General features: G+C 58.5%; 21 protein-coding genes and 3 pseudogenes. 16 read left to right on the top strand and 8 right to left on the bottom strand.

Annotation, left to right across the window (positions count from 1 at the left end; genetic code table 11):
- Window positions 1–4 precede the first annotated feature (4 nt).
- From D3Z90_RS22625 to D3Z90_RS22615, 3 genes are all read left to right on the top strand, one after another.
- Window positions 5–649, top strand: a complete 645-nt coding sequence (locus tag D3Z90_RS22625; RefSeq protein WP_136478124.1) for an MBL fold metallo-hydrolase — start codon at window positions 5–7, stop codon at window positions 647–649.
- Between the two features lie 96 nt (window positions 650–745).
- Window positions 746–1,441 (top strand): OmpA family protein, encoded by a 696-nt coding sequence (locus tag D3Z90_RS22620; RefSeq protein WP_136478123.1) that lies wholly within the window; start codon window positions 746–748, stop codon window positions 1,439–1,441.
- A 377-nt stretch (window positions 1,442–1,818) separates the two neighbouring features.
- The gene (locus D3Z90_RS22615) at window positions 1,819–2,121 is read left to right on the top strand and encodes a DUF3077 domain-containing protein (protein WP_136478122.1); all 303 of its coding nucleotides are present in this window, start codon (window positions 1,819–1,821) and stop codon (window positions 2,119–2,121) included.
- A 94-nt stretch (window positions 2,122–2,215) separates the two neighbouring features.
- Here the strand turns inward: D3Z90_RS22615 and D3Z90_RS22610 are convergent, their stop codons facing one another.
- The 4 genes and pseudogenes from D3Z90_RS22610 to D3Z90_RS27250 all read right to left on the bottom strand — a co-directional run.
- Window positions 2,216–2,794 (bottom strand): hypothetical protein, encoded by a 579-nt coding sequence (locus D3Z90_RS22610; RefSeq protein ID WP_136478121.1) that lies wholly within the window; start codon window positions 2,792–2,794, stop codon window positions 2,216–2,218.
- A 149-nt stretch (window positions 2,795–2,943) separates the two neighbouring features.
- A complete protein-coding gene (locus D3Z90_RS22605; protein ID WP_136478120.1) occupies window positions 2,944–3,846 on the bottom strand; it encodes an acyltransferase in 903 nt (300 codons plus the stop codon).
- A 2-nt stretch (window positions 3,847–3,848) separates the two neighbouring features.
- Window positions 3,849–5,945, bottom strand: a complete 2,097-nt coding sequence (pta, locus tag D3Z90_RS22600) for a phosphate acetyltransferase (protein ID WP_136478119.1) — start codon at window positions 5,943–5,945, stop codon at window positions 3,849–3,851.
- A 174-nt stretch (window positions 5,946–6,119) separates the two neighbouring features.
- Window positions 6,120–6,235: pseudogene (locus D3Z90_RS27250) on the bottom strand (DUF3565 domain-containing protein); the annotation flags it as partial.
- Between D3Z90_RS27250 and D3Z90_RS22590 the strand changes: the two are divergent.
- From D3Z90_RS22590 to D3Z90_RS22580, 3 genes are all read left to right on the top strand, one after another.
- Window positions 6,204–6,689, top strand: a complete 486-nt coding sequence (locus D3Z90_RS22590; RefSeq protein ID WP_136478118.1) for a peptidylprolyl isomerase — start codon at window positions 6,204–6,206, stop codon at window positions 6,687–6,689. The pseudogene D3Z90_RS27250 and the gene D3Z90_RS22590 sit on opposite strands and share 32 nt — an antisense overlap.
- 156 nt (window positions 6,690–6,845) lie before the next feature.
- Window positions 6,846–7,328, top strand: coding sequence for a glutathione peroxidase (locus D3Z90_RS22585; RefSeq protein WP_136478117.1), 483 nt, complete (start codon window positions 6,846–6,848; stop codon window positions 7,326–7,328).
- Between the two features lie 150 nt (window positions 7,329–7,478).
- A complete protein-coding gene (locus tag D3Z90_RS22580; RefSeq protein WP_136478116.1) occupies window positions 7,479–8,582 on the top strand; it encodes an NADH:flavin oxidoreductase in 1,104 nt (367 codons plus the stop codon).
- Here the strand turns inward: D3Z90_RS22580 and D3Z90_RS22575 are convergent.
- Window positions 8,551–9,765: a glycosyltransferase family 1 protein gene (locus tag D3Z90_RS22575; RefSeq protein ID WP_136478115.1), complete on the bottom strand. Its 1,215-nt coding sequence runs from the start codon at window positions 9,763–9,765 to the stop codon at window positions 8,551–8,553. The genes D3Z90_RS22580 and D3Z90_RS22575 overlap by 32 nt on opposite strands.
- Window positions 9,766–9,879: 114 nt before the next feature.
- Between D3Z90_RS22575 and D3Z90_RS27450 the strand changes: the two are divergent.
- Both D3Z90_RS27450 and D3Z90_RS27445 read left to right on the top strand, forming a co-directional pair.
- Window positions 9,880–10,713 (top strand): annotated as a pseudogene (locus D3Z90_RS27450) (PAS domain-containing protein); the annotation flags it as partial.
- Window positions 10,714–10,827: 114 nt separating this feature from the next.
- Window positions 10,828–11,259, top strand: a complete 432-nt coding sequence (locus tag D3Z90_RS27445; RefSeq protein ID WP_371922332.1) for a methyl-accepting chemotaxis protein — start codon at window positions 10,828–10,830, stop codon at window positions 11,257–11,259.
- Window positions 11,260–11,317: 58 nt separating this feature from the next.
- Here D3Z90_RS27445 and D3Z90_RS22565 read toward each other — a convergent pair whose 3' ends face one another.
- Both D3Z90_RS22565 and cysZ read right to left on the bottom strand, forming a co-directional pair.
- Window positions 11,318–12,310 (bottom strand): cytochrome-c peroxidase, encoded by a 993-nt coding sequence (locus tag D3Z90_RS22565; RefSeq protein WP_136478113.1) that lies wholly within the window; start codon window positions 12,308–12,310, stop codon window positions 11,318–11,320.
- Between the two features lie 83 nt (window positions 12,311–12,393).
- Window positions 12,394–13,149, bottom strand: a complete 756-nt coding sequence (gene cysZ, locus D3Z90_RS22560; RefSeq protein WP_136478112.1) for a sulfate transporter CysZ — start codon at window positions 13,147–13,149, stop codon at window positions 12,394–12,396.
- Between the two features lie 266 nt (window positions 13,150–13,415).
- Between cysZ and D3Z90_RS22555 the strand changes: the two genes are divergently transcribed.
- Complete coding sequence (locus tag D3Z90_RS22555) at window positions 13,416–14,015, top strand: peroxiredoxin (RefSeq protein WP_133216766.1); 600 nt, start codon at window positions 13,416–13,418, stop codon at window positions 14,013–14,015.
- 136 nt (window positions 14,016–14,151) lie between these two features.
- Window positions 14,152–15,108 (top strand): thioredoxin-disulfide reductase, encoded by a 957-nt coding sequence (trxB, locus tag D3Z90_RS22550; protein WP_136478111.1) that lies wholly within the window; start codon window positions 14,152–14,154, stop codon window positions 15,106–15,108.
- Between the two features lie 86 nt (window positions 15,109–15,194).
- On the opposite strand, the gene nadC is transcribed toward trxB, so the two are convergent.
- On the bottom strand, window positions 15,195–16,043 hold the full coding sequence (gene nadC, locus D3Z90_RS22545) for a carboxylating nicotinate-nucleotide diphosphorylase (protein ID WP_136478110.1): 849 nt from the start codon (window positions 16,041–16,043) through the stop codon (window positions 15,195–15,197).
- Between the two features lie 151 nt (window positions 16,044–16,194).
- Here nadC and D3Z90_RS22540 point away from each other — a divergent pair, with 151 nt between their 5' ends.
- The 6 genes and pseudogenes from D3Z90_RS22540 (at window position 16,195) to fabV (ending at window position 23,421) form a co-directional block, all read left to right on the top strand.
- Entirely contained in the window at window positions 16,195–18,387 is a 2,193-nt protein-coding gene (locus tag D3Z90_RS22540; protein ID WP_136478109.1) for a DUF1631 domain-containing protein, read from the top strand.
- 80 nt (window positions 18,388–18,467) lie between these two features.
- Window positions 18,468–19,034 (top strand): 1,6-anhydro-N-acetylmuramyl-L-alanine amidase AmpD, encoded by a 567-nt coding sequence (gene ampD / locus D3Z90_RS22535; protein ID WP_136478108.1) that lies wholly within the window; start codon window positions 18,468–18,470, stop codon window positions 19,032–19,034.
- Window positions 19,031–19,864 carry a regulatory signaling modulator protein AmpE gene (gene ampE, locus D3Z90_RS22530; RefSeq protein ID WP_136478107.1) on the top strand — a complete coding sequence of 278 codons (834 nt, stop codon included), beginning with the start codon at window positions 19,031–19,033 and terminating at the stop codon, window positions 19,862–19,864. The genes ampD and ampE overlap by 4 nt, the downstream gene beginning before the upstream one ends.
- Before the next feature lie 188 nt (window positions 19,865–20,052).
- Window positions 20,053–21,195 (top strand): annotated as a pseudogene (locus D3Z90_RS27440) (HAMP domain-containing protein); the annotation flags it as partial.
- A 141-nt stretch (window positions 21,196–21,336) separates the two neighbouring features.
- On the top strand, window positions 21,337–22,050 hold the full coding sequence (locus D3Z90_RS27435) for a methyl-accepting chemotaxis protein (protein WP_371922331.1): 714 nt from the start codon (window positions 21,337–21,339) through the stop codon (window positions 22,048–22,050).
- A gap of 171 nt (window positions 22,051–22,221) precedes the next feature.
- A complete protein-coding gene (fabV, locus tag D3Z90_RS22520; protein WP_136478105.1) occupies window positions 22,222–23,421 on the top strand; it encodes an enoyl-ACP reductase FabV in 1,200 nt (399 codons plus the stop codon).
- Window positions 23,422–23,432: the final 11 nt, after the last annotated feature.

Genomic DNA, 23,432 nt, shown 5'->3' with positions numbered 1-23,432 from the left:
ACCCATGGAATCCGGAAAACCTGCGCTCATTCGCGAAACCTTCCCTGTCGGCCCGTTGCAGTGCAACTGCACCATCATCGGCGACCCGATCAGCAAGAAGGCCATCGTCGTCGACCCCGGTGGCAACCATGAACAGATCCTCGCACGCCTGGATGCGCACGGCCTCAAGGTGGTGAGCATCATCCATACCCACGCACACCTGGATCACTTCCTGGCCTCTGGGCAGTTGAAGGAAAAGACCGGTGCAACCTTGCACCTGCACAAGGACGATCAGTTCCTCTGGGACAACCTGGAAATGCAGTGTCAGATGTTCGGCGTGCCCTACACGCCGGTGCCATCGCCAGACAGCTGGTTGGCCGATGACGAAGAGCTGGCGTGTGGTTGCGGCGTGGCCCTGCACACGCCGGGGCACACGCCTGGCTCAATGAGTTTCTGGTTCGCCGATGCCAAGCTGTTGATCGCCGGTGATACCTTGTTCCGCCGGGGAATTGGTCGTACTGATTTGTGGGGCGGTGACCAAGCGACTATCGTTCGCTCGATCAAACAGCGTCTGTACAGTCTGGATGAGGACGCCACGGTAGTCACCGGGCACGGTCCGGACACTCGTCTGGGTGACGAAATGCGTCAGAACCCATTCGTACGCGCTTGAGCGTTACGGAATTTTTTTACTATTTCGCAATCCAAGGCTGGCACAGAACCGCTAATCGGTCTGCCTGCACTTTTGAATTTCAGTAGGAGCTTGTCCATGTTCACCATGCGTCGTTTGATTATCGTCGCTACTGTTGCCGCCTTGATGTCCGGCTGTGCCAGCCAGAACCCGTACGACAGTCAGGGTCAGGCACAACAGGGCTCCACCGGGATGAGCAAAACCGCCAAGTACGGCGGCCTGGGCGCGTTGGCCGGTGCAATTGCCGGTGCGGCCATCGACCATAACAATCGTGGCAAGGGCGCGTTGATTGGTGCCGCTGCCGTAGGGGCTGCCGCAGCAGGTTACGGCTACTACGCCGACAAGCAGGAAGCTGCCTTGCGTGAAAGCATGGCCAATACCGGTGTAGAAGTGCAGCGTCAGGGCGATCAGATCAAGCTGATCATGCCGGGCAACATCACTTTCGCGACCGACTCGGCGAACATTGCTCCAAGCTTCTACTCGCCCCTGAACAACCTGGCCAACTCCTTCAAGCAGTTCAACCAGAACACCATTGAAGTCGTGGGCTATACCGACAGCACCGGCAGCCGCCAGCACAACATGGACCTGTCCCAGCGTCGTGCGCAATCGGTCGTGTCTTACCTGACCTCCCAAGGTGTTGACGCCAGCCGCGTTACCGCTCGTGGCATGGGCCCTGACCAGCCGATCGCGAGCAACGCCGATGCCAATGGCCGTGCGCAAAACCGTCGTGTAGAGGTCAACCTGAAGCCGATTCCTGGCCAGCAGTACCAGTAAGTTTCAGCGAATGTAAGAAGGGGAGCCAAATGGCTCCCCTTTTTTCTGAATTGCTGTCGGTAAAAGCGGTCTGCAACAGGCTTGTACTGGCTTTGCTTGGTTCCTAGGACCTATCCTACGAATTCTGTCGCTCTGCAGATGATTGCTCCGAGGGAAGTACGCCACTAGGCTAATTGGGTCGCTGCATTATCAGCGATCGGGTTTGGCGACTCGGAGCGAACAAAAGACCTCACCATAGTTTTTATGGTGGCTGTGCGCGGGAGGGCTTTCGCCCTGCCGGGTTTTCCTTTTGTCTCGGTTCGCCAACCCGCGTACAGCCGCCACCCATTCGTTTGGCGACGATTTGGTGGTGGCTCCACTTCAAAAGGAGTTCCATCATGAAGAAAACTGTTCCCGATCTTCCAGAATTTCACCTCCTCGAAACCACGGAAACCCCTTTTGGCCTCTGTGATGTAGGCCATCCGCCGTTATTTTCCGTGTGCAGAGGAGTCAATGTCGAAGATGCCTTGGTGCATGCAGCGCTGTATCTGAAGTGCGCGAGCATGACCGCGCCACTGGCGGTTGAATACACCCGCGAGCCTGGCCGAGGATTCGTCCAGTCGTCCTTGCATTCAATGGAAATGGCCAAGGGCCTGATCGATTCGTTGCTCGATGGCCTGGAGAGTCGCACAATGCGCTAACTGCAACTCACCACTGCGGGAGCGGGCTTATCCTGGGATGCGATGTAACAGCCAGTTCGCAATCGTAGGGTAAGCCCGTTCCTAATCACAGTGGTCAGTGTTTGGTGGTGATCTTCAGTACATCGGTGAAGACGATGTCGACAGTCTGACCCACCTTGAGGTTTTTCATCCGAGCCTGCAGTTCTGGGTCTTCAACTTTCACCACTTTCTGCGGGCCTTCTGGCGGCATCAGGGTGACTTCGTGAGACTTCAGGTCGATCTTGGTGATCTTCGAGGTAATTTTGATCTGGCGGAACGCTTCGCCGCCCGGATTGGGGTTTTCCTTGGTGGCGCGGATGATTCCGGCTTCCTTGCTGGCACCTGGCTCGCCGCCGACGTTGGTATCCAGCACCGTCGCCACAGAGCGGGTTACATGCACGTTTACATCATCGCCGACCTTCAGGTTGCCCAGCGCCTTGGCCTGTTCTGAAACCTGAATCGGGACCTGGGTGTCATTCGGGCCTGCGACCGTTACCAGGCGCTTGTCCATGTCGATCGCCAATACTTTGGTTACCACATCATCCTCAATGGCCGTGCCACTGATCAGGATATCCTGCGCCTGCACCGAGAAACTGGCTGCAGTCATGAGCGAAGCGAGAGCAATGGCGTGAGTCAGGGTGCGCAGCGGTTTCATAGGCATGCTTTCCATGTGATGGCTATTGAGAAACATCGTGGAGAGAGCATAGATGCTGAAAGGAAACTTGGAAGCGCTAGGTGATTTTCTGTTGATTTGACTCAGTCCCAAGGGGAAGAAAACTTCCCGCTTGGGCAGGGCAGGTTTACTCAGGCAGGGTGTTGGGCCTTGAGGCGCTCGAGCAGGGCGTCTTTGTCTTGCCACAGCTGGTTGATCCATTGCTGGAAGGCCAAGCGGTAGGCTTCATCCTGGTCGTAGTTTTTACCCAGGAATTCAGCCGGAATGGCCAGCTCTTCGAGATGTACGACAAAGTGCTTCACTCGCCCGCACAACAGGTCCCAGAACCCGGGTGCGCCGGCTGGGTAATGGAGGGTGACGTTGACGATCGACTGCAACTGTTCGCCCATGGCATCGAGCACGAAGGCGATGCCGCCAGCCTTGGGCTTGAGTAAATGCTTGAAGGGCGATTGCTGTTGGTGGTGTTTGCCCAGGGCGAAGCGGGTGCCTTCGGCGAAGTTGAAAATGGCGGTGGGTTTGCCACGGAACTTGGCACAGGTTCGCCGGGTGGTCTCCAGGTCTTTACCGGCCTTTTCCGGGTGCTTGGCCAGATACGCCTTGGTGTAGCGCTTCATGAACGGAAAACCCAGGGCCCACCAGGCCAGGCCTATCACTGGCACCCATATCAGTACCTGCTTGAGGAAGAACTTCAACGGGCGAATACGTCGATTTAGCACGTACTGCAGGACCAGGATATCCACCCAGCTTTGATGATTACTGGTGATCAGATAGCTGTGCTGATAGTCCAGCCCAGCCAAACCTTCGACCTGCCAGCGGGCTTTGCCCAGCAGATTGATCCAGGCGTTGTTGTTGCTGATCCAGGCTTCGTGGATGTGCCGCATCAGTTCATCGGTAACCCGCTGCGCCGCCGCGAACGGCAGGCACAGTTTGAACAGGCTGACGATGAACAACGGCGTGCAGCAGACGATGGTGTTGAGGCCTAGCAACAACGAGGCTATTACCCCGCGCAGCGGCGCGGGTAGAAATCCGAGCATGGTCAGCTATCCAGTGAGCGGTTGGCCTGAATCGCAGTCAGGGCAATGGTGTAGACGATGTCATCGACCTGGGCGCCGCGTGGCAGATCGTTGACCGGTTTACGCAGGCCTTGCAGCATCGGCCCAAGGCTTACACAGTCGGCGCTGCGTTGCACTGCCTTGTGGGTCGTGTTGCCGGTGTTCAGGTCGGGGAACACGAAGACCGTCGCACGGCCCGCTACCTGGCTGTTGGGCGCCAGTTCGCGAGCGATCTGCAGGTTGGCGGCCGTGTCGTACTGCAAGGGGCCATCGATCTGCAGATTGCGTTGAGTTTCCTGCGCCAGCAAGGTGGCCTCGCGCACCTTCTGCACTTCTTCGCCGCTAGCCGACTCACCGCTGGAATAACTGATCATTGCCACGCGTGGAGCGATGCCGAAGGCTTCGGCCGAGTCGGCACTTTGCAAGGCGATCTCTGCCAATTCATTGGCGGTAGGGTGCGGATTCATTACGCAATCGCCGTACACCAGGACCTGTTCGGGAAACAGCATGAAAAACACCGAAGACACCAGGCTGCAGCCCGGCGCAGTCTTGATCAGTTGCAAGGCGGGGCGGATGGTGTTGGCAGTAGAGTGGACCAGCCCGGAAACCAGGCCATCGACTTCGTCCAGTGCCAGCATCATGGTGCCGATCACTACCGGGTCTTCAAGTTGTTGCTCGGCCATGGGGGCGTTCAGGCTCTTGCTTTTGCGCAAGCTGACCATCGGTTCTACATAGCGCTCGCGAATCAGGTCCGGGTCAAGTATTTCCAGACCTTCGGGCAAGGTGATGCCCTGAGCCCGCGCCACGGCCTGTACATCGTCAGGCTTGGCCAGCAACACGCAGCGGGCGATGCCGCGGGCCTGGCAAATGGCCGCAGCCTGCACGGTCATCGGCTCGGCGCCCTCAGGCAAGACGATGCGCTTGTTGGCTTGTTGGGCGCGCTGGATCAACTGATAACGGAACACCGCTGGCGACAGTCGCAGCTCGCGTGGGGTACCGCAGCGCAGGTGCAGCCAGTCGGCATCCAAGTAACTGGCGACGAAGTCGGTGATGATTTCCGCACGCTCGCGGTCATCCACCGGGATTTCCTTGTTGAGCTGGTTCAATTGGTTGGCGGTGTCGTAGGAGCCGGTGCTCACCGAGAGAATCGGCAGGCCTGCCAGCAAAGCGCCCTGGCACAGTTCGAGAATGCGCGGGTCAGGCTTGCTGTCGCTGGTCAGCAGCAGACCAGCAAGCGGTACGCCGTTGATCGCTGCCAGGCTTACCGCGAGGATGATGTCGTCACGGTCACCCGGTGTTACCACCAGGGTGCCCGGCTTGAGCAGGGGCACGGTGTTGGCCACGGTTCGGGCGCAGATAATGATCTTGTTCATCCGCCGCTGTTCGTAGTCACCAGCGTTGAGCACTTGGGCACCGAGCAACTCGGCCACATCGCGGGTGCGTGGGGCGTTGAGGTCTGCCTGGTAGGGAATGCAGCCCAACAGGCGGAAGTCACCACCGCGTAGCAACGGCGAGTGCTCTTTCAAGCGGTCGGCGAACACGTTCATGCTTTCGTCGGTGCGCACTTTGTTGAGGATCACACCTAGCACTTTCGGGTCTTTCGGGCCGCCGAACAGTTGCGCCTGCAACTCGACTCGGCCGGACAGCTCGGTGAGCACTTCGTTTTCCGGCGCCGATACCAGAATTACCTCGGCATCCAGGCTTTTGGCCAGGTGCAGGTTGACCCGAGCGGCATAGCTGGCGTGGCGGGTAGGGACCATGCCCTCGACCACCACCACGTCCTTGCCAATGCATGCCTGCTGATACAGGGTGATGATTTCTTCGAGCAATTCATCCAGCTGACCATCACCGAGCATGCGTTCGACATGACCCAGGCTCAATGGCTGGGGTGGCTTGAGGCCGTGGGTGCGGGCAACCAGCTCGGTGGAGCGCTCCGGGCCGGTGTCGCCAGGGTGCGGTTGGGCAATCGGCTTGAAGAAGCCGACTTTCAGGCCGGCGCGCTCCAGGGTACGAACCAGGCCGAGACTGATGGAGGTCAGGCCGACACCAAAGTCGGTCGGCGCGATGAAAAATGTCTGCATGCGAGCTTCTCGAAAAGAGCTGTGGCAAAAAATTCAATTGCCAAGGGTATCGTTATCGACACCCAGCCGATAGCGGGTATTGCGCCGGAGCGGGCTTGTTCCGCGATTGCCGGCCACCTGCCCGCGACATTCTATCGCAGGGCAAACCTGCTCCTGCAGGCCAGGTGCGGGGGCCCGTTGGTCCGGGTTGCGTTCGCTTTCAAGCGATGCGTTGGTTACACTTGTTGCTCTACATTCTTATGCAAAAGGTCTCGCCCCATGCTGATCGCCGCCAACAAGGCTGTCTCCATCGACTATACCCTCACCAACGACGCTGGTGAGGTCATCGACAGCTCCGCCGGCGGCGCTCCGCTGGTTTACCTGCATGGCGCAGGCAACATCATTCCTGGCCTGGAAAAAGCCCTGGAAGGTAAAACTGCCGGTGACGAACTGGAAGTTGCCATCGAACCAGAAGACGCCTACGGCGAATACCTGGCCGAACTGGTCAGCACCCTGAACCGCAGCATGTTCGAAGGCGTCGACCAACTGGAAGTGGGCATGCAGTTCCACGCTTCTGCTCCAGATGGCCAGATGCAGATCGTTACCATCCGTGATCTGGATGGCGACGACGTAACTGTCGACGGCAACCACCCACTGGCGGGTCAGCGCCTGAACTTCAAGGTCAAGGTCATCACCATTCGTGACGCCAGCGAAGAAGAAGTAGCTCATGGCCACGTCCATGGCGAAGGTGGCCATCACCACTGATTTTCTGCGCTAAGCTCAGAGAGTCGCGAAGGCGCCCGGGCAAGTCCGTCGCACTCCAGATAGGGGAAGACGGCTTGGCAGGGCGCTTTTTTAATGGGCTGGTGTTACTGATTGCAGCCTGCAGCGGCAACCGGGATCTGGAGAGGGGAGTACGTCATGAGTGCATTTCACGACCTGAAGTTGCAGGCGTTGAATGGGCAGGAGTTGCCTCTGGCGCCGTTCAAGGGCCAGGTGGTGCTGGTGGTCAATGTCGCCTCCAAGTGTGGCCTGACCCCGCAATATGCAGCGCTGGAAAACCTTTATCAGCAATACAAAGGCAAAGGTTTCAGTGTGCTGGGCTTGCCATGCAACCAGTTTGCCGGGCAGGAGCCGGGCACTGAAGAAGAAATCCAGCAGTTTTGCAGCCTGAATTACGGAGTGAGCTTTCCGCTGGGCAGCAAGCTGGACGTCAACGGCGCTGAACGCCACCAGTTGTATCGTCTGCTCGCCGGTGAAGGGGCCGAGTTCCCTGGCGACATTACCTGGAACTTCGAGAAATTCCTGGTGGGCAAGGACGGTCGGGTGCTGGCACGTTTCTCACCGCGCACCGCACCGGATGATGCGACCGTGGTGCAGGCGATCGAAAAGGCGTTGGATTAGTCGATCTGATCGCGGGACAAGCCCTCTCCCATGAGACTGTGGGAGTGGGTTTGGCCCGCGATGCTGTTAAATCACTCAAATCAATAGTGCTGGGCCACCCACACCGCTGACCCTATGCTTTGGCGCATTCCTACTTCTTTGGAGCGTCGCATGTCCGCTACTGCACTGTTCACCCCTTTCCAACTGGGCTCTCTTGAGCTGCCAACCCGTGTGGTGATGGCGCCGATGACCCGCACGTTCTGCCCCGGTGGCGTGCCCCACGCCAAGGTCGTCGAGTACTACCGTCGACGTGCCGCTGCAGGTGTCGGGCTGATCATTACCGAAGGCACCACCGTCGATCATAAAGCCGCTAACGGTTACCCGAACGTTCCACGCTTTCACGGTGAAGACGCACTGGCGGGTTGGAAACAGGTGGTTGATGCCGTGCATGCCGAAGGCGGACGTATCGTTCCGCAGCTCTGGCACGTGGGCAGTGTGCGGCGTGTGGGCACCGAGCCTGATGCCAGCGTGCCGGGCTACGGCCCAAGTGAGAAGATCAAGGACGGCCAGGTAGCGGTCCATGGCATGAGCCATGACGATATTCGTGAGGTTATCGAAGCCTTTGCCCAGGCTGCTCGTGACGCTCAAGCCATCGGCATGGACGGCGTGGAGATTCATGGTGCCCACGGCTATCTGATCGATCAGTTTTTCTGGGCCGGCAGTAATCAACGTACCGACGAGTATGGTGGCGATTTGGCTGGACGTTCGCGTTTTGCCATCGAGCTGATCCAGGCTGTACGGGCCGCCGTGGGTGCTGATTTCCCGATCATTTTCCGCTTCTCGCAGTGGAAGCAGCAGGACTACAGTGCCCGTCTGGTTGAAAGCGCCGAAGCGCTGGGTGCATTTTTGCAGCCGCTGGCCGATGCCGGTGTGGACATTTTCCATTGCTCCACTCGCCGCTTCTGGGAGCCAGAGTTCGCAGGCTCTGACCTGAACCTTGCTGGCTGGACTCGCCAGCTCACCGGGAAACCGACCATTACCGTGGGGAGCGTTGGCCTGGATGGCGAGTTCCTGCAGTTCATGGTGGCCACTGACAAGGTGGCGCAGCCGGCCAGTCTGGAAAACCTGCTGGTGCGTCTGAGCAATGATGAGTTCGACCTGGTAGCAGTAGGGCGTGCGTTGCTGGTCGATCCGGATTGGGCGGCCAAGGTGCGCGATGGGCGCGAGCAGGACATTTTGCCATTCAGCCGTGAAGCGTTGACGACTCTGGCTTGATGATCAGCGCTGGCGGCGGTGGCTGCATTACGTTGCGGCCTTGGCGACAGGCAGCGTGAAGATGGCCCTCGAACTGCTCGACAACTGCTGACCAGCCTTGCCGGCTGGCGTGTTGTCGGGCGTTCAAGCGTACTCGTCGTAACGCTTCGGGGTCATTGAGCAGCCAGTTACAGGCATCGATAAAAGCTGCTTCGTCGCCCGGCATGGCCAGCGCACCGCTGTGGCCGTGCCGGATGTGCTGGGCGGCGGCTGCCTGATCGTAGGCCACCACTGCCAGCCCCGCTGCCATTGCTTCAAGCACCACGTTGCCGAAGGTTTCGGTCAGGCTGGGGAATAGGAAAATATCCCCGGACGCGTAATGTTCGGCCAGGGCTTCAGCGCGTTGGGCTCCGCAGAACAAGGCGTCAGGTAGCTGCTGTTGCAAAGCCCTGCGCTGCGGGCCATCACCGACCACAATCAACTTGATGCGTCGCTGTGGATAGTTTTTCTGTGCTGCGTGCAGGCAGTGTTGCAGCACGCCGAGGTTTTTCTCCGGCGCCAGACGTCCGACATGCAATAACGCGATGTCGTCGTTTCCCAGTCCCCACTGTTCACGCAATGCCTGGCTTCGCCTTCCCGGCTTGAACAATTGGCTGTCCACGCCGTGGCCCATCAGCGTGAGGTTGTCGAAACCGCGACGTCCTAGTTCAAGATGCTGGCTGACGCTTGCTACCAGGGTGGTATGGGTACGACGGTGGAACGCGCGTAGGTAGTGGGTAAGCAACCTGGCCAGCATCCCCAGCCCATACTCGCTCGAATACTGGTGAAAGTTGGTGTGAAAGCCGCTGATCACGGCTATTCCCAGCCTGCGCGCCGCCCTCAGAGCACTTAAGCCCAGCGGCCCTTCGGTGGCGATGTACAGCACGTCTGGACGCTGTCTGCGCCAGCGTCGCATCAGCTTGTGCATAGAAACCTGGCCCCATTGCAATCCTGGATAGCCCGGTAACGGCCAGCCTCGGCAGAGCAATTGCCAGTCACTTTTGTCACCCGGCGGATCCTCCGCCTGACGTGGGCGGATCAGCTCGACGTGATGGCCTCGCTGGCACAACCCCTCGATCAAGTGGCCAAGGGTAATTGCCACGCCATTGATTTCCGGTGGGAAGGTTTCGCTGACCAGGGTGACGTGCAGGGATGGGGCGCTCATAAGGCCAGTTTCAGCGGCCTCGATTGCGCAGCAATGACATATTGATGACTGATTTGTGATGCCCGGTTTTTAGTGCTTGCTGGCTGAAAATATTTCCCAGGCGGGTACTCAAGAATGTGTGCCGATCTGCCGATGCAGAGGCACTCGAATGACCGATTTCGCTCCAGGAGAGCGTTGATGTTCAACAGCAAACTGAAAAAAGAAAACCTCAAGTTGCGCGAAGAGCTGCTGTCGATGGAGCAGGTCAAAAGCAGTCTGGACAGCGAGATGCTGGTTCTGGAGCTTGACCCTCAGGGGCGGATTGAATCGGTCAACAGCAATTTCGAAAAGGAAATGATCTACAGCAGCCATCAACTGATTGGCCGTAATATCGAGGAAATAATCCCGCCTCACGTCAAGCAACTGGATTTCTACCAGCGCATGAAGGCTGCAATTACTCGCGGCGAGCACCTCAACGGTGCGTTTCGCCTGCTGCGCGGCAATGGTGAAGAGGCTTGGCTGCGCTCCATTCTGCAGCCGGTGAAAAACAGTGAGGGACGCCTCAAGTTTTTCACTCTGCACTCCAGTGATCTGACCCGTACGATCGAGACCTCGCGTGAACATGAGAGCCTGATCAAGGCACTGATGCGCTCTACTGCCGTGATCGAGTTCAATCTGCAGGGCGAAGTACTGACCGCCAATGACCGCTTCCTGCAGACCATGGGCTATCGCCTGGAGCAAGTTGTCGGCAAACATCACCGTATGTTCTGTGAGCCGCAGGAGTACAACTCCACTGCCTACCATGCGTTCTGGGAGCGTTTGCGCCACGGTCAGTTCGTTGCCGAACGCTTCAAGCGTGTGGACGCGCATGGCCGGGTGGTCTGGCTGGAAGCGTCCTATAACCCGATCATCGATGCTCATGACGTACTCTACAAAGTGGTCAAGTTCGCTACCGTGATCACCGAACAGGTCAATCAGGAAATTGCCGTGGCTGCAGCGGCCGATATCGCCTACACCACCTCGCTGGAAACCGACAGCAGTGCGCGCAAGGCTACGGATGTGGTGACCCAGACCGTCGATGTCATGCGTGGCCTGGAGTCGTGCATGCAGGAAGCGGCGGAGGGTATCGAAGCGCTGAACAAGCAGTCGCAGGTCATCGGTTCGATCATCAAGACCATCAGTGACATCGCCGGACAAACCAACCTGTTGGCCCTCAATGCCGCCATCGAGGCAGCTCGCGCCGGAGAGCAGGGGCGCGGCTTTGCCGTTGTAGCCGACGAAGTACGGCAGTTGGCTTCGCGCACCAGCACGGCCACCGAGGAAATCGCCCGGGTGGTGCAGCAGAACGAGCAGTTGGCCAAGGCTGCGGTGGATATCATCGACAGCAGCAAGCGTCAGGCCGAGGAGGGGCTGATGCTTGCCGGTCACACCGGTACGGTGATCGTTGAAATCCAGGACGGGGCGAAAAAGGTCGTCAATGCCGTGGGGCAGTTTTCAAGTCAACTGAACGTCTGAGTACGGGCGCCTGCCTTGCACACAAGGCAGGCGCCCGCATTGACCAAGCCGATGTGGCTCAGTTGAACGGTGCCGGACGCGGCGTTTGCGCCGAAGACGGTGGCAGTATTGGCAGTTTGAAACTCGGTTGATCGCCGGTCAGCGTATCGAGGAAGGCGACGATCTGGGAGACCTCGTCACCGCTCAACTTGCGCCCCAATTGCAACCGCGCCATCACATCCACTGCTTCTTCCAGTTGCCAGTAGGCGCCGTCATGGAAGTAGGGGTAGGTCAACGCGACGTTACGCAGCGTCGGCACCTTGAACATCATACGGTCCTGATCCTTGCCGGTCAGCCCCGCGACACCTTGGGCCGGGTTTTTGGTGGCATAGGGTTCGACCATGCCCATTTTCTGGAACGAGGCGCCACCTACGGCTTCGCCATTATGGCAAGCGACGCAGCCGATGCTTTTGAACAACTGATAGCCTTTCTCGGCGGTGGCGCTGATGGCTTTTTTGTCCCCCTTCAGCCAACGATCGAATGGAGCGTTGGGTGTGACCAGGGTTTCTTCGAAGGCTGCAATGGCGTCGGTTACCTCGTCGATGGTGACGTTGTCATTGCCGTACACCTGCTTGAACGATGCTTTGTACTGGGGAATCGAGCGCAGCACGTCCACCGCCAGGTCGTGGGTGAAGCCCATTTCTCCGGGGTTGGCGATGGGCCCACCGGCCTGCTCTTTGAGGGTAGCGGCGCGGCCATCCCAGAACTGGGCGACGCTCATGCTCGAGTTGAGCACGGTAGGGGAGTTGATCGGGCCTTGATGCCAGTTGTGACCGATGGAGGTTGGCAGGTTATCGCTACCGCCCATGCTCAGGTTGTGGCAAGAGTTGCAGGAAATGAAGCCGGACTTGGACAGGCGTGGATCAAAGAACAACTGCTTGCCCAGCTCAACCTTGGCTGCATTGGTGATCTTCGCCGGTTGTACCGGCAAGATGGGCTCGTTGGCAGGGGCTGAGCCCCATGCCTGTCCTCCCGCCATTAACCCGAACATCAGCATCAGTGGTCTAAACATGGTGCACTCCCCTACAGGCTTATAGTTTTAATAACCATGTTCCATGTAGGGGTTTGCTGCCGTGATACAGATCAACGCCGATATCAGCGTTTCTGTACTGCTGCTGTTTCGGCTCCGCGCTCGCGCACCCAGAACAAGGTGGCGCCAGCAACCGCGGCGGGCATCATCAGGATGTTGACGAAAGGAATCATCAGCGCCAGATAGGTGATGCCACCAAAGCCCAGGCTCTGCCAGCGCTTTTCGCGCAGCCAGGCGAGCATGTCTTGCCAACTCATCTTGTGGTTGTCGGCCGGGTAGTCGATGTACTGGATCGCCATCATCCAGATACCGAACAGCAGCCACAGCGGCGCGGCGATGATGTTGACCACTGGAATCAGCGACAGGACGAAAAGCGCCAGGGCCCGCGGCAGGAAGTAGCCCAGCTTGCGCATCTCGCGGCTGAGGGTGCGCGGGACCATGGCGGTCAGTTCGGCCCAGCTGAAGGCCGGGAAGTCATCCGTGCCGCGTACGACCACTTCGACCTTTTCAGCGAGAAAGCCGTTGAAGGGCGCAGCGATAATGTTCGCCAGCAACGTGAAGGTGAAGAACACCATCAACACCACCAGTGCGACGAACAATGGCCACAGCACGTAGTTGAGAAAGCTCAGCCAGCTCGGCAGGCTTGGCATGAGTGAATCGACCCAGAGGCTGAATTGATGGCCAGCGAAATAGATCAAACCGACGAACAGCAGCAGGTTGACTGCCAGAGGCAGCAATACGAATAGGCGCAGGCTCGGGCTCAGGACCAGATTCAGTCCTTCACGCAGGTACTGAGGGCCAGAGAGTACAGGGGCTTGCATAGAGAACTCCGGGTAAAGGCAAACGCGCTGACCTTACCGAGTTTGAGCGGCTGGCGAAAGCGCGGCGCTATGGAGGAAACGGGCTGTAACAAAGCTCGGCTCCTGGCTAGGCGTACTGTCATAGGCAAACAGCTGTAGTCCCTGATGATGAATAGAGCCGGCCTATAAGGTGGATTGTCTAAGGATATTTCCTTAATCTCTGCGGCCTCGCTAAAGTGCGCACATATTTTTCAACGCCTTCGAATTCTGATCTTCAAGGAGTTTTCATGAGCATTCTGGTCAACAAGCAAGCCCCTGATTTCGATGCGGCGGCAGTTCTGGGCGACGGTTCTATCGTCGACAGCTTCAAGCTTTCCTCGCTGCGCGGCAAATACGTCGTGCTGTTCTTCTGGCCGCTGGACTTCACCTTTGTCTGCCCGTCGGAAATTATTGCCCACAACAACCGCATGGATAAATTCCGTGAGCTGGGTGTTGAAGTGGTAGGTGTCTCCATCGATTCGCAGTTCACTCACCACGCCTGGCGCAGCACGCCGGTGGAGAAGGGTGGTATCGGCGAAGTCGAATTCACCATGGTTGCCGACGTCAAGCACGAAATCACCCGTGCCTACGGTATCGAACACGATGCTGGCGTAGCACTGCGTGCCTCGTTCCTGATCGACCAGCAAGGCGTGGTCCAGCACCAGGTTGTCAACAACCTGCCGCTGGGTCGTGAAGTCGACGAGATGATCCGTCTGGTCGAAGCACTGCAGTTCACCGAGCAGCACGGCGAAGTTTGCCCTGCTGGCTGGCGTCCGGGCCAGAAAGGTATGAAGGCTGATGCCAAAGGCGTTGCCGACTACCTGGCGGAAAACGCCGCCAGCCTGTAAGGCTGCGTTTAAACGGTTTTCAGAACCTGCGGCCAAAAGCCTTCCCCAAGTGCTTCGCAGGTTCTTTTTTATCCCAGCCGGCCACCCCGGCGATACGAAGCGGGCAATCCAGCGCCCGCTTTGACAGGAGAGCGTCATGTCTGAAGTTCGTCATTCGCGTGTGATTATTCTTGGCTCCGGCCCTGCCGGTTACAGTGCCGCCGTGTACGCCGCACGTGCCAACCTCAAGCCGCTGCTGATTACCGGCATGCAGGCTGGCGGCCAGCTGACCACCACCACGGAAGTCGACAACTGGCCGGGCGATGCCCATGGCCTGACTGGTCCGGCACTGATGCAGCGTATGCAGGAACACGCCGAACGCTTCGAGACCGAAGTGGTGTTCGATCACATCAACGCCGTTGACCTGGCCAGCAAGCCGTACACCCTCAAAGGTGACAGCGCCACCTACACCTGCGATGCCCTGATCATCGCTACCGGTGCCAGCGCTCGCTACCTGGGCCTGCCATCGGAAGAAGCGTTCATGGGCAAAGGTGTTTCTGCCTGCGCGACCTGCGATGGTTTCTTCTACCGCAACAAGCCAGTGGCAGTCGTCGGTGGCGGTAACACCGCTGTTGAAGAAGCCCTGTACCTGGCCAACATCGCCAGCAAGGTTACGCTGGTTCACCGCCGCGAAACGTTCCGCGCCGAGAAAATCCTGGTCGACAAGCTCAACGCACGTGTGGCTGAAGGCAAGATCGAGCTGAAGCTCAACGCCACCCTGGACGAAGTTCTGGGCGACGACATGGGTGTCACCGGTGCTCGTCTGAAGAACAACGATGGCAGCTTCGATGAAATCAAGGTTGACGGCGTGTTCATCGCTATCGGTCATACCCCGAACACTTCGCTGTTCGAAGGTCAGCTGACCTTGAAGGATGGCTATCTGGTGGTAAACGGTGGGCGTGATGGCAATGCTACCGCTACCAACGTTGAAGGCGTGTTTGCCGCGGGCGACGTAGCCGACCACGTGTATCGCCAGGCGATCACCTCGGCCGGTGCTGGTTGCATGGCTGCGCTGGATGTCGAGCGCTACCTGGACGGTCTGCAGAACGCTTGATTCTGCTGTAGCAAAAATTGCGGGGCAATCCCGCTCCCACCGGTGGCTGCACTAGCCGGTAGGAGCGGGATTGCCCCGCAATGCGTTTACAGGCTCAGACGCATGGACAAGTCCACAGCCTTCACATCCTTGGTCATGGCACCAATGGAGATGTAGTCCACGCCGGTCTCGGCAATCACCCGCAGGGTGTCTTCGTTTACGCCCCCGCTGGCCTCAAGCTTGGCCTTGCCGGCATTCAGGCGCACGGCTTCGCGCATGTCGTCCAGGCTCAGTTCGTCGAGCATGACGATGTCGGCACCGGCAGCCAAGGCTTGCTCGAGCTCTTCCAGACTTTCCACTTCGACTTCCACCGGCTTGCCGGGCGCGATCTTGTGGGCGGCGCTGATAGCCTGGGCAATTCCGCCGCTGGCGGCGATGTGGTTTTCCTTGATCAGGAAGGCATCGAACAGACCGATACGATGATTGTGGCAACCGCCACAGGTGACCGCGTACTTCTGCGCCAGGCGCAGGCCCGGCAGGGTCTTGCGGGTATCGAGCAGCTTGACCTGGGTATCGGCGACTTTATCGGCGAAGAACTGCGCGCGCGTTGCCACACCCGAGAGCAATTGCAGGAAATTCAGCGCACTGCGCTCCCCGGTCAGCAGCGAGCGGGCGGGTCCTTCCAGATGAAACAGCGGCTGGTTGGGCTGGGCACGCTCGCCGTCCTTTACCTGCCAATGCACCGCTACCCGCGGATCGAGCTGACGAAACACGGCATCGACCCAGGCACTGCCGGCGATGACGCACGCATCGCGGGTAATGATAGTGGCTTTGGCAAGGCGCTCGGCCGGGATCAACTGGGCGGTGATGTCGCCACTGCCAACGTCTTCGAGCAACGCACGGCGCACGTTGGCTTCGATTTCGGCGGTCAGGTCGGCGAGGCGTAAATTCGGCATGGCAGGCTCCACAAGCTAATTGCCCGGGATTATAGGGCAGCCCGTGCTGGCGAGTGTCTTGATTTTGCCAGATAATGCGACTTGTATTTGACGTCATGGCTTTGACGATCTGTCGCCTCACTACAAAAATCTACCCTGCAAGGAGTCCGGGATGCACAAAGACGGGAAGGTGGTGCCAATCAAGGCCACCATCGATCAGGCGCTCAACGCGCCTATGGCTCGTCTGCCGGTGGTGCTTCTGCAGGTGCGTGACAAAGCTGCATTACAACTGCGTCAAGGGCTGCAGGCGTTGTTCGAGAATGCCGACGACATGCTGTTCGAGATGGCTGATAAAGCGGTCAGTAACAGTGAGCAGAACGCACTGTTCGAAGCCATGCGAGACCTGCGGCTGAAAAGCAAGAATATCGAGCGTGGCTACCTGGACTGCTTCTATGAAGCCTTCGGGCGCATGGGGCAGGCCGAGATGCTGTTACCCGGGCAGTCTGGCAGCCGTGAACAGTCAGCTCAGACGGTTTTGAACGAGCAAGAGCGCTCCAGCGTGCTGGAGGCGATGGTCGAGCGGATTCTTGCGCGCGACGGCTTTGCCCTCAATCAGCTGACCTTGCGTTTCAGCGCACTGACCGGCCAGCCTCTCGATGACCGACGCAATCCACTCGGCCCGGCCATGCTATGTGAGTACTTTCTCCAGGCTGGGCGCAATCTGGGGGTGGGCATCAAGGTCAAGCTGATCATCCTCAAGCTTTTCGAGCGTTACGTCCTGCAGGACGCCCAGCAACTGTATGGCGAAGCCAATCAGTTATTGATGGCGACCGGGATTCTGCCTGAACTCAAAGCGGTACATCGGCGTCGAGCGCAGCACCGTCCCATACCAAGCGTCGAGGACACCTCCTGCCAATGTGGTGAGCCGAATATAGAGCTGGATGCCAACGAGCAGGCGGTATTCGCCTCTTTGCAAAGTTTGCTGTCGAGGGTGCGTGGACGTGTAGCGCCGCGGCTTGAGGCGTGTAGCCCGGTGCAGCCGATCAGTACTCGTGATCTGCTGCGCCTGCTTTCTCATCTGCAGCACTATGTACCGCCGGCCTGCGAGGCTGATGATTTCGACCTGCACCAGCAGCTTGAGCAGTTGTTGACTCGCGTCAGTGTAAAGAGCGGCACCTACCGCAAGGTCGAAGGGGTTGATGAGGATGTCATCAACCTGATTGCCATGCTCTTCGATTTCATTCTTGCCGATCACAACCTGCCGCATTCTCTGCGCAGCCTGATCGGACGTATGCAGATCCCCATGCTCAAGGTTGCAGTGCTGGATAAGCGCTTTTTCAGTCGCAGCTGTCATCCCGCCCGACGCCTGCTCAACGAAATCGCCACCGCAGCCGTGGGTTGGGAGGCAGGCGATGACGGCCAGCGCGATGCCTTTTACCTGCGCGTGGAGAAAATCATCCAGAGCCTGCTTAACGACTTTGACGATGATCCGGTGATTTTTTCCGAACTGCTTAACGAATTTGTCGCCTTCAGCAGCGAAGAGCGACGGCGCAATGAACTGCTGGAACAACGCACGCGTGATGCCGAAGAAGGCCGCGCACGCGCGCATCTGGCGCGTCAACGCGTGCAGCAGGAGCTCAATCGCCGGCTCTTGGGCAAAAGCCTGCCACGGGTGGTGGTGCGCTTGCTCGAAGAGGCCTGGAGCCAGGTGCTGCTACTGGCTTATCTCAAGTATGGTGATACATCGGTTTCGTGGCTCGAAGGGCTGGAGACCATGGATGAATTGATCTGGAGTGTCGAGCATTCCACCGACGAGCCGCAGGCGCGCCAGCGCTTGCTTGAGATTTTGCCGGGGTTGCTCAAGGCTCTGCGTGATGGCCTGGCCAGCGCTGCTTTTGATCCCTTCGCCACCAGCGAGTTCTTTGCGCAACTGGAAGCCTTGCACATACAGGCATTCGACAATCCGTTCACTGACAGCCAACTGAGCAACGCCGGATTGGAGCGTGTGCTGGTGCTCGATGAAATCAACCTGATCGGCCCGGAACAGGCAATGCCGGTGGACAGCGTGATGTGCATGACCAACGACGATCCGGCTTTACTGCAAGTGCAACGCTTGCGTATTGGCAACTGGGTAGAGCTGAAGGATGGCGAAGATGTGCAGCGATGCAAGCTGATTACCCAGATCGACAGCACTGACCGGCTGGTGTTCGTCAACCGCACCGGCCTCAAGGTTTGTGAGTATTCGCCGCTCGCGCTGGCAGCTGCCTTTCGCCGCGGTAATGCGCGCGTACTCGACGACACGCTGCTGTTCGACCGGGCGTTGGACTCGGTAGTGAGTCAATTGCGCCGACATCAGCTGCGTTAGTTTTCCCACGTGTTTTAACCATGCATCCCTTTACGCCTCGGGGCATACTGAGAGCGTGCTCTCGTGCCTCAGGATTTTCTATGCAACTGGACCGCACTACAGGTTGGTTCGCCGGCATCACTCATTGCCCTTCGCCGAACTTCAATGCCCGCGCCGACGGCGAAGTCATCTCTCTGCTTGTGATTCACAATATCAGTCTGCCGCCCGCGCAGTTTGCTACCGGCAAGGTCCAGGAGTTCTTTCAAAATCGCCTGGACCCGGACGAACACCCCTATTTCGAAGGGATCAAGCATCTGCGCGTGTCAGCGCACTTTCTGATTGAGCGAGACGGCAAGGTGACCCAGTTCGTTTCCTGTCTGGATCGCGCCTGGCATGCTGGGGTGTCCTGTTTTGCCGGACGTGAATCCTGCAACGACTTTTCCATCGGCATCGAGCTTGAAGGCACGGATGAGCTGCCTTTCACCGATGCCCAGTATCAGGCTCTGGAGCAACTGACCCGTCAGATCCAGGTTGCCTGGCCGGCCATTGACGAGCAGAGAATCCAGGGCCACAGCGATATTGCCCCGGGGCGCAAGACCGACCCGGGCCCAGCTTTCGACTGGTCGCGATACCGTGCGGCCTTGCAGAACAAAGAGGGCAGATCATGAGTTTTCTGGTGTTGTTACTGGTGCTGTGGGTCGAGAAATTTTCGGCATTGCGCCAGCGACTGCAACGCGACGGTTTCTTTCGTGCCGAACTTGCCCGCCTGGAGCGCAGCGGCAAAAGCCATCCATGGTGGCTGCTGCTGATACTGGTGCTGTTGCCGGTGCTGCTGGTGGCTTTGCTGGTTCATGTGCTGCAACCGGTCGCCTACGGCTTGCTGGCACTGCCAGTGCATTTGCTGGTGCTGATCTACAGCCTGGGCCGCGGTGACGTCAAAGCATCACTGGGCCCGTTTCGCGACGCCTGGCGGCGCGGCGATGAGCAAGCTGCGGTGCACGTGGCCGAACGTGACCTGAATGTGACCGGCGACGACGCGTCATCTCTGCTCGAGCGGGTTCAGGGGCACTTGTTGTGGCAAGCGTACCAAAGCTTCTTTGCGGTGATTTTCTGGTATGCCCTGTTGGGCCCGGCGGCGGCGCTGGCCTATCGTTTGCTGGCGTTGAGCGCCGAGCATGCCAATACGGCAGCGCTGCGTGAACGTGCCCAGCAATTGCGTCATGCCTTCGACTGGGCGCCGGTACGAGTGCTGGGTGTGAGCTTTGCCCTGGTCGGCAATTTTGTTGCAGTAAGCCGAGTGATGCTGCACGAGTTGCTCAATTGGCACATCAGTGCGGAAAAATTGATCGCATCGGTCGGTAAAGTCGCCGGGGACATGCCAGCAGATGTGCCAGCAGGACCTGTTGGTCTGGTCGGGCTGGATTCGCTATGGGAGCTGCTGCTTCGCTCTGCAGTGCTCTGGTATGCGTGTTTCGCCCTGTGGACCGTCCTTGGCTGACTCCGCGAGCGGGAGCAGCCGCTGGTCTGCTCCCGCATCGGTTTACCTTAAGTTACAAAACCTCCTTCCGATATGCGTTATACAGGTGCTGAAATTTCATCAGTGGCCTAGTGCCATTGTGCGCGCATAACAATAAGAATCGGAGGGGACCGCCTGTGAAGAGTCTGTTGTATCCGGCCATCGCACTGATGAATCGGCTGAGCTTCGGGATGAAATTCAGCCTGATCAGTATTCTGTTCTTCCTGCCTATGTTGGTGACCAACTACTACCTGGTCCACGACTCCTACGCGAAATTCCATGCCACCCAGGTCGAGCTCAAGAGTCTTGAACTGCTGGGTAACAGTATGACCTTGCGTGGTGACCTGGAAACCCTGGGCAACCTGGTACAAATCAACGCCATACTCGGCCAGTCGGGTAAGGCCGGCGATCTTGAGGCGCAGATTTCGACGCTTGAGCAGCAAGTGTTCGAGCGTTTGTCGGGTATTTCTGCTGTTATCGCCGATGAGGGCCAGGCGCGGGACCTCCATGGCAAGCGCGATGACATGCTCAACTTGCTTAAAGCTGCCCAAGCCGAGTCGTCCCTGACCAGCAAGGTTGCCCATCTCGACAAGCTTCTGGCGCAGGCGCAGGTGTTGAGCAAAATGATTGCCAGTCAGGCCGGACTTACCCAGGACGGCGATGTGGCAATTCGCCAACTGACAGAATTGATGGTCAACGTCACTCCTGAAGTGACCCAGACCCTGGGCGAAGGCCGGGCGATGGGGGCTTATTCGCTGGGCCAAGGCTTTCTCAACTCTGCTGTCAGTACCCGCTTCGAAGATTTGCTGCAGCGACTGGACAAGCTCTCAGCAAACTATGCGTTGAGGGTCCAGGAGGCATTGGCCAGTGAGCCTGCTGCGCAGGCGCGTCTAGGCAGCCTGGCCAGCAGCAGCCAGGCTTCGTTGAAGCAGGCCAGTGAGCTGTTCGAAGAACAGGTGGTCATGGCCGAAACCTTCGACGCACCGTGGTTGGGGTTCTACCAGCAAGTCAGCGCGCTGATGGCCCATACCTACGCGCTCAACACGGCTACAGGGGAGTTTCTGGATCAGCAATTACAGCAGCGTCTCGGCGAGCATCGTTTGCACATGATCTTGCTGGTATCTGCGCTGGCAGGCGTATTTTTACTGATCGTCTATCTCTACGGCGGTTTCTACGCATCTACCCGTCATACCCTGAAAAGCCTGGGCGAGGTGATGGACAAGGTTGCTGCCGGGGATATGACCGTAAGCTTTCGAGCCAACAGCCGTGACGAACTGGGTGAGCTGGGGCAGGTGTTCAACGGTACGGTCCAGCGTATTCATGATCTTATCGAGCAGGTCGGTCGCACTGTGGTTGAAGTCGAGCACCAGGCAGAGCAGGTGCATGCGGTGTCGGCACGCAGCAATCAGGCGGTCAGTGGCCAGCGTGGGCAGATCGAGCAGGTGGCCACGGCCATGAATCAGATGTCGGCCACTGCCCAGGAAGTGGCGCGCAGTGCCGCGGCGGCGGTCAACAGTGCTCATAGCGTCAATCAGGAAACCGTGAGTGGCCGCGGTCTGGTAGAGGTTCAGCAAGGCAATATTGCGCGACTGGCCGGAGAAATCGATCAGTCAGTGGCGGTCATCAATCAACTAGCAGGTGACAGTCAGGCCATCAGTCGCGTACTTGAAGTCATCAAGAGCATTGCCGAGCAAACCAACCTGCTGGCACTCAATGCTGCCATCGAGGCCGCGCGTGCCGGAGAACAGGGGCGTGGCTTTGCCGTGGTGGCCGATGAAGTACGTACCCTGGCCAAGCGTACCCAACACTCGACCGAAGAAATCGACCAGATGATCTCGCGCCTGCAAGGCGGTGTCGGTGCTGCGGTCAAGGCCATGGATGCCAGCCACCAAGTGGCTGCCGGTACGGTCGGGCAGTCGCAGCAGGTGCAGCAGGCCCTGGAAAACATACTGGGCGCGGTTGGTACCATCGTCGATCAGAACCAGCAGATTGCGGCGGCGGTCGAGCAGCAGACAGCGGTTGCCCAGGACATCGACCAGAATATCGTGCAGATCAATCGGGCAGCCGAACACACCACCCAAGGCGCTCACCAGACTGAAGATGCCAGCCGCCAGCTGTCAGCCCAGGTGATGGAGCTCAAGCGCCTGATCGGAGCATTCAGAGTCTGATATCAGCAGTTGCTGAACTTTTCCACGCTGTGACAAAGTAGCGCCCTTAAGGATTCCAGGGAGCCGGATGTGTCGGCAACGCTGCGGGTGTAGTCTCACCCTCACAGCAACGGAACCACGAGTCCCCCGCGATTCGGCTCCCTCAGCATATTCACTGACGAGGTACAGACATTGGCCATCATCCACCCTAAAGTTCGCGGTTTTATCTGCACCACTACGCATCCAACCGGTTGCGAGCTGAACGTACGTGATCAGATCGAAGCCACCCGCAAGCAGGGCGTGCGCAAGGATGGTCCGAAGAAGGTCCTGGTGATCGGTGCATCCAGCGGCTACGGCCTGGCAGCACGCATCACCGCCGCGTTCGGCTTTGGTGCAGACACCCTGGGCGTATTCTTCGAAAAGCCGGGTACTGAGACCAAGCCAGGCACTGCCGGCTGGTACAACGCCGCCGCATTCGACAAGTTCGCCAAGGCCGAAGGCCTGTACAGCAAGTCGATTAATGGCGATGCCTTCTCCGACGAAGCGCGGGCCAAGGTCATTGAACTGATCAAGAACGAAATGGGCGGCCAGGTCGACCTGGTGGTCTACTCGCTGGCTTCGCCTGTGCGCAAACTGCCACAGACCGGTGAACTGGTACGTTCGGCCCTCAAGCCGATTGGCCAGCCGTACAAGTCGACTGCCATCGACACCAACAAAGACACCATCATCGAGGCCTCCATCGAGCCTGCTACCGAGCAGGAAATCGCTGATACCGTTACCGTCATGGGTGGCCAGGACTGGCAACTGTGGATCGATGCCCTGAATGCTGCCGGCGTTCTGGCCCCGCAAGCTCGTACTGTTGCCTTCAGCTACATCGGTACCGAGATTACCTGGCCGATCTACTGGCACGGCGCCTTGGGCAAGGCCAAGATGGACCTGGACGAAACGGCCAAGCGTCTGAGCAGCAAAGTCGGTGGTGGCGCCAATGTGGCGGTGCTCAAGTCCGTGGTTACCCAGGCAAGCTCGGCTATTCCGGTGATGCCGCTGTACCTGTCGATGGTCTTCAAGATCATGAAGGAAAAGGGTGTTCACGAAGGTACTCAGGATCAGTTGGACCGTCTGTTCCGTGACCGTCTGTACCGTGAAGATGGTGCACCGGCAGCACTGGACGAAGAAGGCCGCCTACGTCTGGACGATTGGGAGCTGCGTGATGACGTCCAGGATGCCTGCAAAGCCCTGTGGCCAACTGTGACCACCGAGAATCTGTTCGACGTTACCGACTATAAGGACTACAAGCGCGAGTTCCTCAAGTTGTTCGGTTTCGAGCGTGCGGACGTTGATTACGACGCCGATGTAGCCACCGACGTTAAATTCGACTGCATCGAGCTGTAAGCAGTCCTCTG

It is taken from the genome of Pseudomonas sp. DG56-2 (assembly GCF_004803755.1).
Taxonomy (GTDB): Bacteria; Pseudomonadota; Gammaproteobacteria; order Pseudomonadales; family Pseudomonadaceae; genus Aquipseudomonas; species Aquipseudomonas auratipiscis.
This window is presented reverse-complemented; position numbering and strand designations above follow the sequence as displayed.

What these genes read in the sequence shown, in the direction of transcription:
- D3Z90_RS22625 (WP_136478124.1), top strand. Translation starts at nt 5, where the DNA reads ATGGAATCCGGAAAACCTGCGCTCATTCGCGAAACCTTCCCTGTCGGC.
- D3Z90_RS22620 (WP_136478123.1), top strand. Translation starts at nt 746, where the DNA reads ATGTTCACCATGCGTCGTTTGATTATCGTCGCTACTGTTGCCGCCTTG.
- D3Z90_RS22615 (WP_136478122.1), top strand. Translation starts at nt 1,819, where the DNA reads ATGAAGAAAACTGTTCCCGATCTTCCAGAATTTCACCTCCTCGAAACC.
- D3Z90_RS22610 (WP_136478121.1), bottom strand. Translation starts at nt 2,794, where the DNA reads ATGAAACCGCTGCGCACCCTGACTCACGCCATTGCTCTCGCTTCGCTC.
- D3Z90_RS22605 (WP_136478120.1), bottom strand. Translation starts at nt 3,846, where the DNA reads ATGCTCGGATTTCTACCCGCGCCGCTGCGCGGGGTAATAGCCTCGTTG.
- pta (WP_136478119.1), bottom strand. Translation starts at nt 5,945, where the DNA reads ATGCAGACATTTTTCATCGCGCCGACCGACTTTGGTGTCGGCCTGACC.
- D3Z90_RS22590 (WP_136478118.1), top strand. Translation starts at nt 6,204, where the DNA reads ATGCTGATCGCCGCCAACAAGGCTGTCTCCATCGACTATACCCTCACC.
- D3Z90_RS22585 (WP_136478117.1), top strand. Translation starts at nt 6,846, where the DNA reads ATGAGTGCATTTCACGACCTGAAGTTGCAGGCGTTGAATGGGCAGGAG.
- D3Z90_RS22580 (WP_136478116.1), top strand. Translation starts at nt 7,479, where the DNA reads ATGTCCGCTACTGCACTGTTCACCCCTTTCCAACTGGGCTCTCTTGAG.
- D3Z90_RS22575 (WP_136478115.1), bottom strand. Translation starts at nt 9,765, where the DNA reads ATGAGCGCCCCATCCCTGCACGTCACCCTGGTCAGCGAAACCTTCCCA.
- D3Z90_RS27445 (WP_371922332.1), top strand. Translation starts at nt 10,828, where the DNA reads ATGCGTGGCCTGGAGTCGTGCATGCAGGAAGCGGCGGAGGGTATCGAA.
- D3Z90_RS22565 (WP_136478113.1), bottom strand. Translation starts at nt 12,310, where the DNA reads ATGTTTAGACCACTGATGCTGATGTTCGGGTTAATGGCGGGAGGACAG.
- cysZ (WP_136478112.1), bottom strand. Translation starts at nt 13,149, where the DNA reads ATGCAAGCCCCTGTACTCTCTGGCCCTCAGTACCTGCGTGAAGGACTG.
- D3Z90_RS22555 (WP_133216766.1), top strand. Translation starts at nt 13,416, where the DNA reads ATGAGCATTCTGGTCAACAAGCAAGCCCCTGATTTCGATGCGGCGGCA.
- trxB (WP_136478111.1), top strand. Translation starts at nt 14,152, where the DNA reads ATGTCTGAAGTTCGTCATTCGCGTGTGATTATTCTTGGCTCCGGCCCT.
- nadC (WP_136478110.1), bottom strand. Translation starts at nt 16,043, where the DNA reads ATGCCGAATTTACGCCTCGCCGACCTGACCGCCGAAATCGAAGCCAAC.
- D3Z90_RS22540 (WP_136478109.1), top strand. Translation starts at nt 16,195, where the DNA reads ATGCACAAAGACGGGAAGGTGGTGCCAATCAAGGCCACCATCGATCAG.
- ampD (WP_136478108.1), top strand. Translation starts at nt 18,468, where the DNA reads ATGCAACTGGACCGCACTACAGGTTGGTTCGCCGGCATCACTCATTGC.
- ampE (WP_136478107.1), top strand. Translation starts at nt 19,031, where the DNA reads ATGAGTTTTCTGGTGTTGTTACTGGTGCTGTGGGTCGAGAAATTTTCG.
- D3Z90_RS27435 (WP_371922331.1), top strand. Translation starts at nt 21,337, where the DNA reads ATGAATCAGATGTCGGCCACTGCCCAGGAAGTGGCGCGCAGTGCCGCG.